Source organism: Aliterella atlantica CENA595 (assembly GCF_000952155.1).
Taxonomy (GTDB): domain Bacteria; phylum Cyanobacteriota; class Cyanobacteriia; order Cyanobacteriales; family Chroococcidiopsidaceae; genus Aliterella; species Aliterella atlantica.
In genome coordinates this window covers 142,249-156,393 of record NZ_JYON01000005.1, presented here as the reverse complement: position 1 = coordinate 156,393, position 14,145 = coordinate 142,249, and the positions used below count along the sequence as shown (strand labels likewise).

The following is a 14,145-nucleotide window of genomic DNA, read 5'->3' as shown; positions in this document are numbered from 1 at the left end:
GGATGAAATAATCTAAATTTAATTGTTCAACAGAGAACCAAGCAAAGCTAAAGTAAAAAATTGAAGCCCATCATATATTAAAGTGTAGCGCGATTCACTCCCTAAAAAAATGCCCAAAGTTCTTGTATCTGACCCCATAGACCAAGTTGGAATTGATATTCTCTCGCAAGTTGCTACTGTCGATGTTAAGACTAATTTAACGCCAGAACAGCTTGTGCAAATCATTCCAGAGTATGACGCGCTGATGATTCGCTCTGGTAGCCGCGTGACTAAAGAAATTATCGATGCTGGTACGCAGCTAAAAATTATCGGTCGTGCAGGTGTCGGCGTTGACAATGTAGACGTACCCGCAGCCACGCGCCGAGGTATTGTAGTTGTCAATTCCCCAGAAGGAAATACTATAGCCGCCGCCGAACACGCTTTAGCGATGATGCTGTCTCTATCTCGCTACGTTCCCGATGCTAATAGTTCTGTCAAAAGCGGACAATGGGATCGTAAAAGCTATGTCGGTGCTGAAGTTTATAAAAAAACTCTCGGCGTTGTCGGCTTGGGAAAAATTGGCTCTCACGTTGCCAATGTCGCTAAAGCAATGGGCATGAAACTAATAGCTTACGATCCATTCATTTCTACAGAAAGAGCAGATCAGCTAGGCTGTCGCTTGGTAGAACTAGATTTGTTGCTGCGCGAAGCTGATTACATCACGCTGCATATGCCCAAAACGCCAGAAACGACGCACCTGATCGATGCTGAAGCTTTAGCCAAGATGAAGCCCAATGCCAGAATTATCAACTGCGCTAGAGGCGGGATTATTGATGAAGTAGCTTTAGCCGAAGCCTTGAAAAACGGGCAAATTGCTGGCGCAGCATTAGATGTGTATGAAACTGAACCTTTGGGAGAATCGGCGTTAAGAGCATTAGGCAAACAAGCAATTTTAACTCCCCACTTGGGAGCATCTACTGCCGAAGCACAAGTGAACGTAGCTATAGATGTCGCCGAGCAAATTCGGGATGTATTACTAGGTTTGCCAGCCCGTTCGGCTGTGAATATCCCTGGTATTAGCCCAGATGTCATGGAAGAACTTAGACCATATATGCAACTAGCCGAGACTTTAGGCAAGTTTGTCGGTCAGCTAGCAGGCGGTAGAGTAGAGTTACTTAATGTCAAACTTCAAGGGGAACTCGCTACCAATAAAAGCCAGCCCTTAGTAGTTGCATCGCTCAAAGGATTGCTGTCTCAAGCTTTGCGAGAAAGAGTAAATTATGTCAACGCTGGGATCGAAGCAAAAGAGCGGGGTATTCGGGTAATTGAAACGCGCGATGCAGCAGTCAAAGACTATGCAGGTTCGTTGCACTTAGAAGCCAAAGGCTCTTTGGGCGCTCATTCGGTTACAGGGGCGTTGCTCGGCGATGGCGAAATTCGGATTACAGATATTGACGAATTTCCGATCAACGTGCCGCCCAGTCAACATATGCTGTTTACATTGCACCGCGATATGCCTGGATTAATTGGTAAAATTGGCTCGCTCTTAGGCAGCTTTAATGTCAATATTGCCAGTATGCAAGTAGGACGGAAAATCGTACGCGGTGATGCTGTAATGGTATTGAGTTTGGACGATCCTCTGCCCGATGGGATTTTGACAGAAATTACCAAAGTGCCTGGGATTCGAGACGCTTATACAGTAACTTTATAGCAATGCTAAATGTGGCAGTAGGCAATGTGCGATCGTTATGGCAAATAGTTGGTGGGAATTGCAAATTACGTGCGATCCAAGCTTGGAAGACACTATTTTCTGGCGCTTGGATAAGTTTGGGTGTAAGGGAACGGCAAGCGAGAAAAAAAGCGATGGTTTTTTAGTTAGGGCTTATTTACCCAGAAGCCAAGTCCAATTGTTGGATTTGGCAGCGCTTTCTCTTTGGCTGCGTCAAGATGCTTTGTTAGTAGATATGCCAGCGCCATCAATGTGCTGGCAATTGATGGATGAGGAAGATTGGGCAAGTAGCTGGAAACAATACTGGCAACCCCAAGAAATTGGCGATCGCTTTTTGATTAATCCAGCTTGGTTACCTACACCAGAAACAGAACGCTTGGTTCTCAGGCTCGATCCTGGTGTCGCTTTTGGCACTGGCAATCATGCCACTACTCAGCTATGTCTAGAAGCATTAGAAATGCGGATAGATGAAGATGCTCAAGGTGAAGTCTTGGCAGATATCGGCTGCGGTTCTGGCATCCTTTCCATAGGTGCATTGTTACTAGGAGCTAGCAAAGTCTACGCTGTAGACACAGATCCTTTAGCAGTGCAAGCAACAGGTAGCAACCGAGAGTTAAATAAAATTAACCACGAAAGCTTAATTGTTGATAAAGGCAGTGTAGAGCTAGTCAAGAAACTCAGCCACGAGCAGCCTGTAGATGGAGTAGTATGCAATATCCTTGCCGACGTAATTATTCAAATGATTCCGCACGTAGCAGCGATCGCTAAACCTTCAGCATGGGGCATTTTTAGCGGAGTTTTGCTCGAACAAGCGGCTGATGTTGCCGATGCTTTAGAACGTAACGGCTGGCTTGTCGCTGCTATCTGGCGGCGGCAAGATTGGTGTTGTTTCAACGTCCGCAGGACTTAGGGAGCAGGGGAAGCAGGGGGAGATGAATAAATTATTTAGGTTTTGTATCTTCCTTGTCCCCTTGTCCTCCTTGTCTCCCTGTCTCCTTTTCTCTAACCTACACCAATCCCTGCAAGCGATGAACCAAAGCATCGGCTGGCATTACGCCTTCGATGCGATCTACAGGTTTGCCTTGCTTGAACAGTACCAAAGTGGGTAAAGCGTGGATATGGTGCTGGCTAGCTAGTTGCGGGTACTTATCGGTGTTGATTTTGGCTACACGCAATCGATCTTTAAGTTGAGTGCCTACTTGCTCTAAAATTGGCGCCATCATTTGACAAGGACCGCACCAATCGGCGTAAAAATCAACTAATAAGGGTAAATTCGAACCAGAAATTAATTCTTCAAAGCTATTGAACTGCTGTTTAGTTGCCATAGGACAAAATAGTTTGTTAATTGGCTGGGAGCTAGTAGCTGTTAGCTCGATCTTGGGCTAATCGCTTTGATACGTTGCTACTTTTAATGTTACTCGCTAGATTTTCTAGTTTCAGTTTTATGTCCATATTTACGTAAAATCGTTTAACAGTACGCAAACTAGAGGACTGATTATGGAAGCACTGCCAGAAGGAATGCAACGCTTGCAAGGTAAAGTCGCGATCGTTACTGGCGCTTCGCGGGGAATAGGAAAAGCGATCGCTCTTTATTTAGCTACAGAAGGCGCTAGCGTCGCTGTCAACTACGCTAGTTCAAGTCAAGCTGCTGATGAGGTGGTAGCAGAAATTGTTGCTGCTGGGGGAAGTGCGATCGCCCTGCAAGCAGATGTCTCTAAAGCCGAACAAGTAGACAGTCTGCTGAACGCTGTTATGGAAAAATGGAATCGCGTCGATATTTTGGTTAACAACGCTGGTATTACCCGCGATACATTGCTCTTGCGTATGAAGCCGGAAGATTGGCAAGCAGTAATCGATCTCAACCTTACAGGCGTATTTTTATGTACCCGCGCCGTTAGTAAAGTGATGCTCAAACAGCGATCGGGCAGAATTATTAGTATTACTTCTGTAGCTGGGCAAATGGGCAACCCAGGACAAGCCAATTACAGCGCCGCCAAGGCTGGGGTAATTGGTTTTACCAGAACTGTAGCCAAAGAACTCGCACCGCGCGGCATAACCGTTAATGCCGTCGCTCCTGGCTTTATTACAACTGATATGACTAGCGATGTGCAATCTGAAGACATTTTAAAGTACATCCCCTTGGCGCGTTTTGGGCAACCAGAAGAAATTGCTGGCATGGTAAAATTCTTAGCCGCCGATCCAGCAGCAGCTTACATCACAGGGCAAGTATTTAACGTAGACGGTGGCATGGTAATGGCTTAACAGTGACCAGTGACCAGTGACCAGTGACCAGTTAATCCCCATACTTGAAAGTAGGGGATTTAAACAATTAATCGATTTCTTTGATAGCGCGTTAAATTCTGATTTTTGACTTTTTCAAGCTCCTTTCAATACGGCTCTAAGCCTCTGCCAGACAGTAAAACCTAGCAACAGAACAATACTAAATGCTGTAGTTAGGATTACTGCCGAGTTCATGCCTTGAACTCTCATCGCCAGCAAATTACAAACCAGGGTAACTATCCACAAAGTCAGGGCAGTGTGACGTTGGGATAAGCCTAGCGCCAGCAAACGATGGTGGAGGTGGTCTTTTCCAGGAGTGCTAAGGGGGTTTTTCCCAGCCATTAACCGCCGCACAAATACCTGAGTAGTATCTAGCACTGGTAGAAGTAAAAATAATGCTGGTGGAACCAGAGCAAAGATTGTATTTACTTTCAAATTGCCGATAATACTGGTTGCTGCTAACACGTAGCCAAAAAAGTAGGCTCCAGCATCGCCCATGATGATGTGTGAAGGATGGAAATTATGGCGTAAAAAGCCCAGCGCCGCACCTCCTAATGCAGCTAAAAGCAACGTTGCAGCGGCGCGGGTTTCAAACTGAGCCGACACAGCTAACAGGCTCATTGCTGTAATAAAACTAATCCCCCCAGCTAAACCATCCATTCCATCCATTAAGTTAATGGCGTTGGTAATGCCTACCACCCAAACTACAGTAATTAAATTTGATAGCAGCGGATCGATGGGCGTACCTAAAGTCACTTGGATATGAGTACCATTAGCAATTAGTAGTAATGCTGTGAGAATTTGAGTTAAAAGGCGCAAGTAAGGAGGTAAACCATACTGGTCGTCAATAAAGCCGACTAACACCAAAATTGACCCGCCAAGCAAGATAGTTAGCACCTCGGCTAACACATCTTGCAATATTATCGGTCTTAAAAATGTTGCTAATATTAGCGCCGCAACTACTCCAGCATAAATAGCTAACCCGCCAGCATTGGGTAATGGTTCTCGGTTCAGTCTTCGGGCGTTGGGTTGATCTGCCCAACCTACACGCAAAGCGAACGATCGCACTGCAGGAATAAAGCGATAAGTTACCCCCCAAGCTAAAAGGAAGGTAAACACCACCGCCAGCCAGCCTGAGCCACCAGGATTAGCAATGCCAAGGGATTGAAGAGCGCCGTACAGATCCATGTCGCAGTTTTACCGTTAATATCTAATGCCGAGCATCAGCATCAACAGTATATTAATCAATATTTTTCTTTTCCACTAAGTTTCCTAAATAAATAATGAAGGACAAGGGGAATGGGGGACAAGGGAGACAAGGGAGACAAGGGGGATTACGAATTATCCTTCCCCTGTCCGAATTACGAATTACGAATTATCTTCTACGCTGGATAAATCCTCAAACGGCGGTTGGGTTCGTCGCCAAAGCTGTCAGATTTGAGCCTGTAATGCTCTACAAGTTCGTGTTGCATTTTTCGCACTTTGGCAGAACGAGGTAATAATTCTACGGGTTGTCCTTTGGGAATAACAATTTGCTCTACAGCTAGTCTTGCTTCTTCTAGGGCATCCATTTCATCTTCGCTGCCGTTGTGCGTAAATAAACTTAGTTCCCGCTCGTCGCCAATTCCTGGTTCGTCCATATCCAACAACCGCCTGAGCGATCGCGTAATTTGGGGAATGGTACTTGCCTTAATCATGTGAATCGGTACTTGGCGAACTCTGGCAATATGGCGCAACTTTGAATGGTTTTTGACGTGCGATCGCAATGCTAATATGCCATCAGCGCTATCAATATCCTTAGTTAGCACTACAGGTAAATTCAATACTTGAATTACTTGTTCCAACTGATGGCGGCTGACACCGTAAGGATATATATGCAAAGGCAAATCTTCGCCATTTGGTCCTGCCGATTTGCTGGTATGAAAGTCAAAACGATCGCGCTCGCCAAAAGATTCTTCTAACAAGCGCTCAAACTCTCTTTCGCCCGATAGCCGCTCTTTGGTTACTTGAGGCATGGGAATCATCTTACCCGTTTCTCTCCAGCCAGGCGATCGCGCACTTAAGCTAGAATCATCTATCCTTTCTTCGCCTTGCCATGCTCTACCTAACGCTTGTCTAGGCGCAATTGGTACTGGTGGCGACTGTTGAACAATGTCTACATTGCCATCTGCATTAACTGTTCTCACTTGCGGACTCGGTTGCCGTCCGCGCAGCAAATTATCTACTGTATCTGCTACGCTGACGTGTACGACCCAACTTTGACGTTCCTGCATTTCTACAGCGATTTCAAAGGTTGGTGGCGCTTTGCGTTCTAACACAGTTTTTTGACTGCGCCTGCGTCTTGCTTCATCATCTCCCAATGTCACAGCTTGAATACCGCCAACTAAGTCAGACAATGTAGGGTTTTTAATCAAGTTCTCGATTTGGTTGCCGTGTGCCGTACCGACAAGCTGAACGCCTCGTTCGGCAATTGTTCGCGCCGCCATTGCTTCTAGTTCCGTACCAATTTCATCGATCACGATTACTTCTGGCATATGGTTTTCTACCGCTTCAATCATCACCTGATGCTGAAGTTCGGGGCGGGCTACTTGCATTCTTCTTGCCCTACCGATTGCTGGGTGCGTTACATCGCCATCGCCAGCAATTTCGTTGGAAGTGTCGATAATTACAACTCGTTTATTTAATTCATCTGCCAAAACGCGGGCAATTTCCCGCAATGCTGTAGTTTTACCCACGCCAGGACGACCGAGCATCAAAATAGATTGCCCCGTCTCTACTAAGTCCCGAATCATGCCAATCGTGCCAAATACTGCCCGACCGACACGACAAGTTAGACCGATAATTTTTCCAGTACGATTGCGGATAGCGCTAATCCGGTGCAAAGTGCGCTCAATTCCAGCGCGATTGTCGCCGCCAAATAGTCCGACTCGCTCGATACAATCATTCAACTGTTCTTGAGAAACAGGCTCATCGCATAAATACTCAGCTTGATTGTGAAAACGGGCTTCTGGCAAGCGTCCTAAATCCATTACCACTTCAATCAAACTGTCCCGCGATGGGTGCGTCTCTAATACCTGTTGAATCTCTGCTGGCAAAATGTCAATTAGTTTTTGGAGATCGTCTGTAATCTGCATTCTTTCTACAGTGACGTTATTAACGTAGAGCGATGGGACAAAAGGAGCGAAAACTGTTAGCAGGCTGTAGGAGATGGTTTGAGCAAAGATACAAGGTTATGCGCTACTTCTACAGCTTCCCAGAGCAATTGGGGTTGTTCCTCAAGGCGAATAGCTGATATTTCATGATTTTGATTCATTTGAGTATGTTCTAAGCGATCGAGTATAGGTGACAACAGCACGCGGGCGTAACTACCGTAGGCGATACCGGAGATGGAGGCAGGGGGAGCAGGGGAGGCAGGGGAGATTCTTTCTTGTCCCTTTAACATTCCCGTTGCTCTTAACTTTGGTACTGTATAACTATTAGTTCCGCCTGCTAGTTGTACGTAGCCAGGTAAGTTTGCAGCTAAGACTTTTTGCGCTAACTTAATTGCAGCTATAGTTGTACCGTCGCCAATATCGCCGCTCATTGGTCGCCCGTCTGTTTGCCAGATTAAAGCGCAAGGTAATGGGGAAATTAGCTTATATATGCTCCATAAATAATCAATTAACCCTTCACCGTCTGGGCAACTAATGGCAACTAATTTTAGCTTGCTCACCCAAGGCTGAACGCTAGTCCATAATTGGCTAAATTGGTCTTTTCTGCCTACTTGCGTGTGAATTTCAACTGCATCTACCCCTGTTGATAATACTAATGGTGCGATCGCTTCTTTTTTGGCGATATAAGACTGGGCGGTAATTATTTGACTCGGACAAATTGGCAAACACCGCCCGCAGCCATAACAGCTAGGTGCTACTACTCCAGAAAACTCATCTGCCGAGCGATTGAATACAATTGCTTGCGCCGGACAAATTTGCTGGCAAGGACGCGGACATTCTGGCGGACATTGAGTTGAGTCAAATTCAGCTTTGCGAAAATGCGGGTCTTCTCCATCGTTTAAACTCACCATTAACCAAGGTGAGATATTTTTACTACCATACCCTCGCGCTCTAGCTGCTACTGCCAATGTCTTGGCAATTTGCAAAGCTTCTCTGGCGGCAGCAATTACCGCCTCATCTGCTGCTACATCAATACAGTCAGCACCAGCTAATGCATAAGCTAGCGTTAAATTTCGCACCGCAGGTAGATGCCCAAAACTAGCTCCGCAAATTAGCTTGAGCCAGTTGCCTTGTTCTAGAGAGCGTAAGGAAGAATCCAAATTAGTCACATTTCTATGCTAATGTGCTACCTAAGAAATTAACAGCTTGTAGGGCAAATTTATATAAGTTTTTGGACATAATTTTCCCGTAAAAATTCTCTTTTAGCTTTTTTTGACTATTTAGGCGCTCTAGAACTAGCAAGCTAGCCAATCTGCGGGAAACAGTATAGCTGGTGCGATCGTATCTATACTCTGCAATAGAGTAATTAGCCTACCTATCTCTACCTACTTATAGATTTTTTTAGCAGCAAGTATATATCCACTTACTACTATTGACTCATTTATCGCCAATAAATATTTATTTATCTAGGTAACAGTTGCCAAGAATTTCCAGTTAAACGCGGACAAATTTTAGTCTAATTCAAGAATTATTTGCCGAACAAAGCTACTGCAGGCAATTTTTTGCTTGTCTATCTTAACTTAGATCTTGCACCTTGCCTCATCAGCCTTGAAATCAATTTCAAGGCTGATAGTAGAAGTCCGTTAAAACGGACTAAAACACAGTTCAATCCCAGGAAAGTCGGATTTATCCGACTTAAGCTATGAGCCAAGGAATTTATTCTTTGGCGGGATGGTGCAAGATGTGAGTTAAGTAACTATTGGAACTTAATTTAGTCAATCAGCACATTAAATCCGAAACTTTAGTAGATGAAGCGTCAAGACTTAAATTACTTTCTCATAACAATTATTTACTTTAGTTTCAGACTTGGGAGGGAGTTCTGTTGAGTGCTGTCAAATGCATATAGTAAGTGTCCACCAAAAACTGCTGAAACAACAGCAATGTAGCAGCTTTCAATTTCAGCAAAATTAATAGATTTTAATTAAGGAAGATAAGATGTTTCCCAGTGCAACAACAATCTTTGATGTTGGCAACGGACGCTATTGGGTTGCTGACATCCCTATAACCGAAGTAGCTATATTTTCAGGAACTCAGTTTTTTATTGCCTTGATTGCAGGAGTCTTGATGGCTTTTGCTTTTCAATTACTATTAACAAACTTCTCTGTAGCTTTTGGTATTTCGGCGTTAGGAGGTTCATCGAACTCTGACGAATCAGAAAGTTTAGGCGGAACAATTCGTAAAATAGAAACTGCTGTAGGTCTTTGGACGTTAATTACAGTCAGTATCGCCTTGTTTATTGCTTGTTTCCTCGCTGTCAAACTCAGCTTAGTTAGCAGCACAGTATTAGGCGCGATTACAGGTATAGTTATCTGGTCGACTTACTTCTCGCTGCTAGTGTGGGTAGGATCGACCGCAGTAGGCTCGTTAATCGGTTCGGTAGTAAGTACCGCGACATCAGGTTTTCAAGGCTTGATGGGGACAGCAGCCGCCGCTATTGGTGCAAACGCAGCATCATCGCAAGTTGTATCTACTGCTGAAGCTGTTACCGCCGCAGTTCGCCGCGAATTGACTTCAGGAATTGACCCTAACAGTATCCGCGATACTTTGCAGAGTTCTTTAGCAAACGTGCAATTGCCTAAACTTGATGTTGAGGAAATTGGCAAGCAGTTTGAAAAAATCCTCAATAGTTCCGATTTACGCTCTTTAGCTGGCAGTGAAGGGTTAAATGTTGACCGTCAAACTTTAGTAGACTTAGTTAGCAGCCGCACAGACTTTTCTCGTGCTGACATTAACAAAGTTGTAGATCAACTAGAAGGTGCATGGAAAAATGTAGTCGGTCAGCAACAGAATCCGCAAGCACAAATCCAAAACTTTTTGCAATCAGCTACTCCAGAAGAGTTGCGTTCTGGCGATTTAGGCGCACAACTGCAAAAGTTGGTAGCTAGCAATCAAGGTAACGGACAAAAGAATGGCGGTGTAATCAACCAAGCTATGCAACTAGGTGCTAGCACGCTGTTGGGAACAGTCCTGAAAAGAACAGATTTATCCGATTTAGATGTAGAAAAAATTTCTGGTCAATTGCAGCAACTAGCAGGTAAAGCGACAGAACAAGCTAGTAAAATTGGCGTTTCTGTAGCCGAGAAAGCACCTGCACTACCTTTCAATACCATCAAAGCCGATGTAGATGACTACTTGCAAAATTCCTATGCTTGGCACTTGAATCGGGAGACAATCAAAAATGAATTCAAAGATGTCATCTACGACCCAGAAGCCGATCCTGCAACAGTAAGAAGACAACTAGAGCAAATAAACTTAGAGTATTTTACACAAAAGTTAAGCGATCGCGGTGACTTGCTACCAGCCAAAGTCCAAGAAGTTGCAGAGCAACTAGAAAGCATCCGCAACGAAGTTTTAGATAGTCTTCAATATGCACCGCAGGGAGAATCAAAAGATATCCGCGCTTCTGTGGAAGATTACTTAAGCAAAACAGGAAAAGCAGAGCTAAATCCTGAAGGGATTAAGCAGAACTTCCAGAAACTACTAGAAGATCCGCAAGCAGGCTTTGAGGCGCTGCGCGAAAGATTGTCGCAATTCGATCGCAATACCTTAGTCCAACTCCTCAACCAACGCCAAGATATCAGTAATGAGGAAGCCGAAGGAATAGTTAGCCAACTGGAAAGCAGCCGCGATAGTGTCTTAAATAGAGCCAATGAGTTGCAAGAGCAAGCTAAAGCTAGAGCTAGCGAACTACGTACCAAAGTAGAAGAGTATTTACGCAATACCAACAAAGAAGAACTTAATCCTGAAGGAATTAAGCGCGACTTCCAAACATTGTTTGAAGATCCGCAAGCTGGAATTAGCGTATTGCGCGAAAGATTGTCACAATTCGATCGCGATACCTTGGTACAACTACTGCGTCAGCGTCAAGACTTGAGCGAGGAGCAAATCAATCAAACCCTCGATCAAATTGAATCCGTACGCAGTAACATCTTGCAAGCGCCGCAAAAATTAGTAGGAAAAGCTCAAGAACAATACGAGCAAACTACAACTAAAATTGCTGAATATCTCCGCAATACCAACCTAGAGGAGCTAGATCCAGAAGGAATTAAGCGCGATTTAACAAAATTGCTCGACGATCCCAAAGAAGGAGCCTTAGCACTGCGCGAAAGATTGTCGCAAGTAGATAGAGAAACTCTAGTAAAACTCCTCAGTCAGCGCCAAGATTTGAGCGAAGAACAAGTAAATAAAGCGATCGACCAAATCCAAGCAAGCATTACTAGCATCGTCAAAGCACCACGTCGTTTAGCTAGCCGCGCTACCAAACAAGTTGTAGATTTTGAGAGCAATCTCGAAAGCTACTTGCGTAATACCAACAAAGAAGAACTCAACCCCGATAGTATTAAGCGAGACTTGCAATTATTGCTCAACGATCCGCGTTCAGGCTTAGGCAGTATAAGCGATCGCTTATCTAAATTCGACCGTTCTACCTTAGTTGCACTCCTATCGCAACGGGAAGATATCAGCGAAGAAGAAGCAAACCAAATCGCCGATCGAGTAGAATCTGTCCGCAACTCAATTGTGGAGCAAGCGCAGAAGATTCAGCAAACAGTCCAATCGGCAATTGATGGAGTTTTTGGCAAAATCCGCAATTACCTCAACTCCTTGGAGCGTCCAGAGCTAAATTACGAAGGAATCACGCAGGACTTTAGCAAATTATTTGACGATCCGCAAGCAGGATTTACGGCTTTACGCGATCGCATAAGTTCCTTCGATCGCGATACATTAGTAGCAGTCCTTAGTTCCCGCGAAGACATTTCCGAAGCAGATGCCAACCGCATTATCGCTCAAATTGAAGGTACTAGAGACAAAGTATTGCACCAAGCCGAACGCATCCAAACAGAAACCCAAAAACGCCTAGAAGCACTCAAACAGCAAACACAAAAGCAAGCAGCAGAAACCAAAAAAGCCGCCGCAGGAGCAGCATGGTGGTTATTTAGTACAGCACTGACTTCCTTAGTTGCCAGTGCGATCGCTGGCATACTAGCTGTAAGAACAGCATTTAGTTTCTTCATCTAAAATTCCATCTCCAAACCATCTAAGCCTCCACAACTGGAGGCTTTTTTCGTAACACAGCAAAACCATCTGCGTTCATCTGCGTTCGTCCAATAAGTCTAAACTAAAGCTATGAAAGATTCTCGCCAACTAGCTTTTATAGCTCTATATGCCGTACATAAAGGAGCCTACGCCGATGTAGCCTTAGATCGGGCATTGAGTAATACTGAATTAAATACAAGCGATCGCCGTTTAGTCACTGAGTTAGTATATGGCAGCACCAGAAGAATGCGATCGCTCGATGCACTAATTGACCAACTAGCAACCAAAAAAGCCGAAAAACAACCCCCAAACCTCCGCGCTATTCTGCATTTAGGCTTCTACCAACTGCGCTATCTCAACCACATTCCCCCATCGGCGGCGGTTAATTCCACAGTAGAACTTGCCAAGAAAAACGGATTTCCAGGATTAACAGGCTTTGTTAATGGCTTACTGCGGCAATATATTCGTCTATCAGTTGCAGGGAACGATCCTTTAAAGCTACCTGAAGATCCTGTAGAACGTTTAGGCATTCTCCATAGCTTCCCCAATTGGATTGTCGAAGTATGGCTAAAAGAATTTGGCTTTGAAGCAACCGAACAATTATGCATCTGGTTTAACCAAACACCAGCACTCGATTTAAGAATAAACCCGCTACTTGCTTCTACAGAACAAGTAGAAACAGCACTGCAATCTACAGGTATAACTGTAAATCGCGTTCCCCATTTACCCCAAGCTTTGCGATTGTCTGGTAGTACAGGCGCAGTGCAAAATCTACCTGGTTTTAGTGCTGGTTGGTGGACTGTACAAGATAGTAGCGCTCAATTAGTTAGCCATTTACTCGCTCCCCAACCCAATGAAGTTGTCATTGATGCTTGTGCTGCACCAGGGGGAAAAACTACTCATATTGCTGAATTGATGCAAGATCGCGGGACAATTTGGGCGTGCGATCGCACCGCCTCGCGCCTAAAAAAACTTAAGGCAAATTGCGATCGCCTGCAACTGCATTCTATTCAAATTTGCGTTGGCGATAGCCGTAACTTTACTCAATTTATCGATACTGCTGACCGAGTTTTACTAGATGTTCCTTGTTCTGGCTTAGGTACTCTCCACCGCCACGCCGACGCACGCTGGCGACAAACTCCAGCTACCATCCAAGAGCTTACAGCGTTGCAGTCCGAACTACTCGCACAAGCTGCTAAGTATGTCAAGGTTGGCGGCATACTTGTTTATGCTACCTGCACCTTACACCCGCAGGAAAACGAAGGCATAATTCGCCCATTTTTAGCAAATAATCCTCATTGGCAGATCGAAGCACCGCCTGCTGATTCTCCTTACGTTAGCTTTGCCACAAAAGAAGGCTGGATAAAAGTCTTACCATATACTCAGCAAATGGATGGTTTCTTTATGGTGCGGTTAAAGAAAACAGCTAATTAAGGTTGTATGCGATTCTATAAGGAGTTGAGGAGAGCAAAAGTAATGGCAACAAACAACGTAAAGCAATTAGTCAAAATTTTGATCTGTGCAGCTTGGCTAGACGGTAAAATTCAGCCAGAAGAACGTAAATATCTAAACCAAGTTGCTCAAGATAAAGGCGTAGCTACAGATCCAGAAATTTACCCTTTATTGCACGAACTAAGGCAAGTGCAGACAACAGAATGCTATGAGTGGGTAAAACAGTATTTAGGCGATCGCCCCAGTTCTGAAGATTACCAAAACTTAGTAGAAGCGATCGGCGGCTTAATCTACAGCGATGGTGATGTCGCTACCGAAGAAGCCCAAATGTTGAGTAAATTGCAAACTTTAGATCCAAAAAATGAATCACCTCAACCCGCATACAACGCGGTACTCAAAACAATTCAAAAACTATACCGCCGTTGGGTTGAGGATCAAAATTGAGTAGAGACGTAGCAG

Annotated in this window: 10 protein-coding genes; 6 read left to right on the top strand and 4 right to left on the bottom strand. The window is 44.6% G+C overall.

The window, feature by feature from the left end:
- The first annotated feature begins 109 nt into the window (after positions 1 to 109).
- Both serA and prmA read left to right on the top strand, forming a co-directional pair.
- Complete coding sequence (gene serA, locus UH38_RS06950; RefSeq protein ID WP_045053912.1) at positions 110 to 1,690, top strand: phosphoglycerate dehydrogenase; 1,581 nt, start codon at positions 110 to 112, stop codon at positions 1,688 to 1,690.
- Positions 1,691 to 1,727: 37 nt separating this feature from the next.
- On the top strand, positions 1,728 to 2,618 hold the full coding sequence (prmA, locus tag UH38_RS06945; RefSeq protein WP_045053911.1) for a 50S ribosomal protein L11 methyltransferase: 891 nt from the start codon (positions 1,728 to 1,730) through the stop codon (positions 2,616 to 2,618).
- A 97-nt stretch (positions 2,619 to 2,715) separates the two neighbouring features.
- On the opposite strand, the gene trxA is transcribed toward prmA, so the two are convergent.
- Positions 2,716 to 3,033: a thioredoxin gene (gene trxA, locus UH38_RS06940; RefSeq protein ID WP_045053910.1), complete on the bottom strand. Its 318-nt coding sequence runs from the start codon at positions 3,031 to 3,033 to the stop codon at positions 2,716 to 2,718.
- Between the two features lie 172 nt (positions 3,034 to 3,205).
- Here trxA and fabG point away from each other — a divergent pair, with 172 nt between their 5' ends.
- Positions 3,206 to 3,970, top strand: coding sequence for a 3-oxoacyl-[acyl-carrier-protein] reductase (gene fabG, locus UH38_RS06935; protein WP_045053909.1), 765 nt, complete (start codon positions 3,206 to 3,208; stop codon positions 3,968 to 3,970).
- Positions 3,971 to 4,084: 114 nt separating this feature from the next.
- On the opposite strand, the gene UH38_RS06930 is transcribed toward fabG, so the two are convergent.
- From UH38_RS06930 to ldpA, 3 genes are all read right to left on the bottom strand, one after another.
- Positions 4,085 to 5,176 (bottom strand): MraY family glycosyltransferase, encoded by a 1,092-nt coding sequence (locus UH38_RS06930; RefSeq protein WP_045053908.1) that lies wholly within the window; start codon positions 5,174 to 5,176, stop codon positions 4,085 to 4,087.
- A 194-nt stretch (positions 5,177 to 5,370) separates the two neighbouring features.
- On the bottom strand, positions 5,371 to 7,122 hold the full coding sequence (locus UH38_RS06925) for a R3H domain-containing nucleic acid-binding protein (protein ID WP_045053907.1): 1,752 nt from the start codon (positions 7,120 to 7,122) through the stop codon (positions 5,371 to 5,373).
- 56 nt (positions 7,123 to 7,178) lie between these two features.
- A complete protein-coding gene (gene ldpA, locus UH38_RS06920; protein WP_045053906.1) occupies positions 7,179 to 8,309 on the bottom strand; it encodes a circadian clock protein LdpA in 1,131 nt (376 codons plus the stop codon).
- Between the two features lie 826 nt (positions 8,310 to 9,135).
- On the opposite strand from ldpA, the gene UH38_RS06915 reads away from it, so the two are divergent.
- From UH38_RS06915 to UH38_RS06905, 3 genes are all read left to right on the top strand, one after another.
- Complete coding sequence (locus UH38_RS06915) at positions 9,136 to 12,216, top strand: hypothetical protein (protein ID WP_052672288.1); 3,081 nt, start codon at positions 9,136 to 9,138, stop codon at positions 12,214 to 12,216.
- 108 nt (positions 12,217 to 12,324) lie between these two features.
- Positions 12,325 to 13,668 carry a 16S rRNA (cytosine(967)-C(5))-methyltransferase gene (locus tag UH38_RS06910; protein ID WP_045053905.1) on the top strand — a complete coding sequence of 448 codons (1,344 nt, stop codon included), beginning with the start codon at positions 12,325 to 12,327 and terminating at the stop codon, positions 13,666 to 13,668.
- 42 nt (positions 13,669 to 13,710) lie between these two features.
- A complete protein-coding gene (locus tag UH38_RS06905; protein WP_144405637.1) occupies positions 13,711 to 14,130 on the top strand; it encodes a tellurite resistance TerB family protein in 420 nt (139 codons plus the stop codon).
- Positions 14,131 to 14,145 lie beyond the last annotated feature (15 nt).

Bases quoted from the DNA above. Each gene is read 5' to 3' on its own strand.
- trxA (WP_045053910.1), bottom strand. From the start codon at position 3,033: ATGGCAACTAAACAGCAGTTCAATAGCTTTGAAGAATTAATTTCTGGT.
- UH38_RS06905 (WP_144405637.1), top strand. From the start codon at position 13,711: ATGGCAACAAACAACGTAAAGCAATTAGTCAAAATTTTGATCTGTGCA.
- UH38_RS06910 (WP_045053905.1), top strand. From the start codon at position 12,325: ATGAAAGATTCTCGCCAACTAGCTTTTATAGCTCTATATGCCGTACAT.
- prmA (WP_045053911.1), top strand. From the start codon at position 1,728: ATGGCAAATAGTTGGTGGGAATTGCAAATTACGTGCGATCCAAGCTTG.
- UH38_RS06930 (WP_045053908.1), bottom strand. From the start codon at position 5,176: ATGGATCTGTACGGCGCTCTTCAATCCCTTGGCATTGCTAATCCTGGT.
- UH38_RS06925 (WP_045053907.1), bottom strand. From the start codon at position 7,122: ATGCAGATTACAGACGATCTCCAAAAACTAATTGACATTTTGCCAGCA.
- serA (WP_045053912.1), top strand. From the start codon at position 110: ATGCCCAAAGTTCTTGTATCTGACCCCATAGACCAAGTTGGAATTGAT.
- fabG (WP_045053909.1), top strand. From the start codon at position 3,206: ATGGAAGCACTGCCAGAAGGAATGCAACGCTTGCAAGGTAAAGTCGCG.
- UH38_RS06915 (WP_052672288.1), top strand. From the start codon at position 9,136: ATGTTTCCCAGTGCAACAACAATCTTTGATGTTGGCAACGGACGCTAT.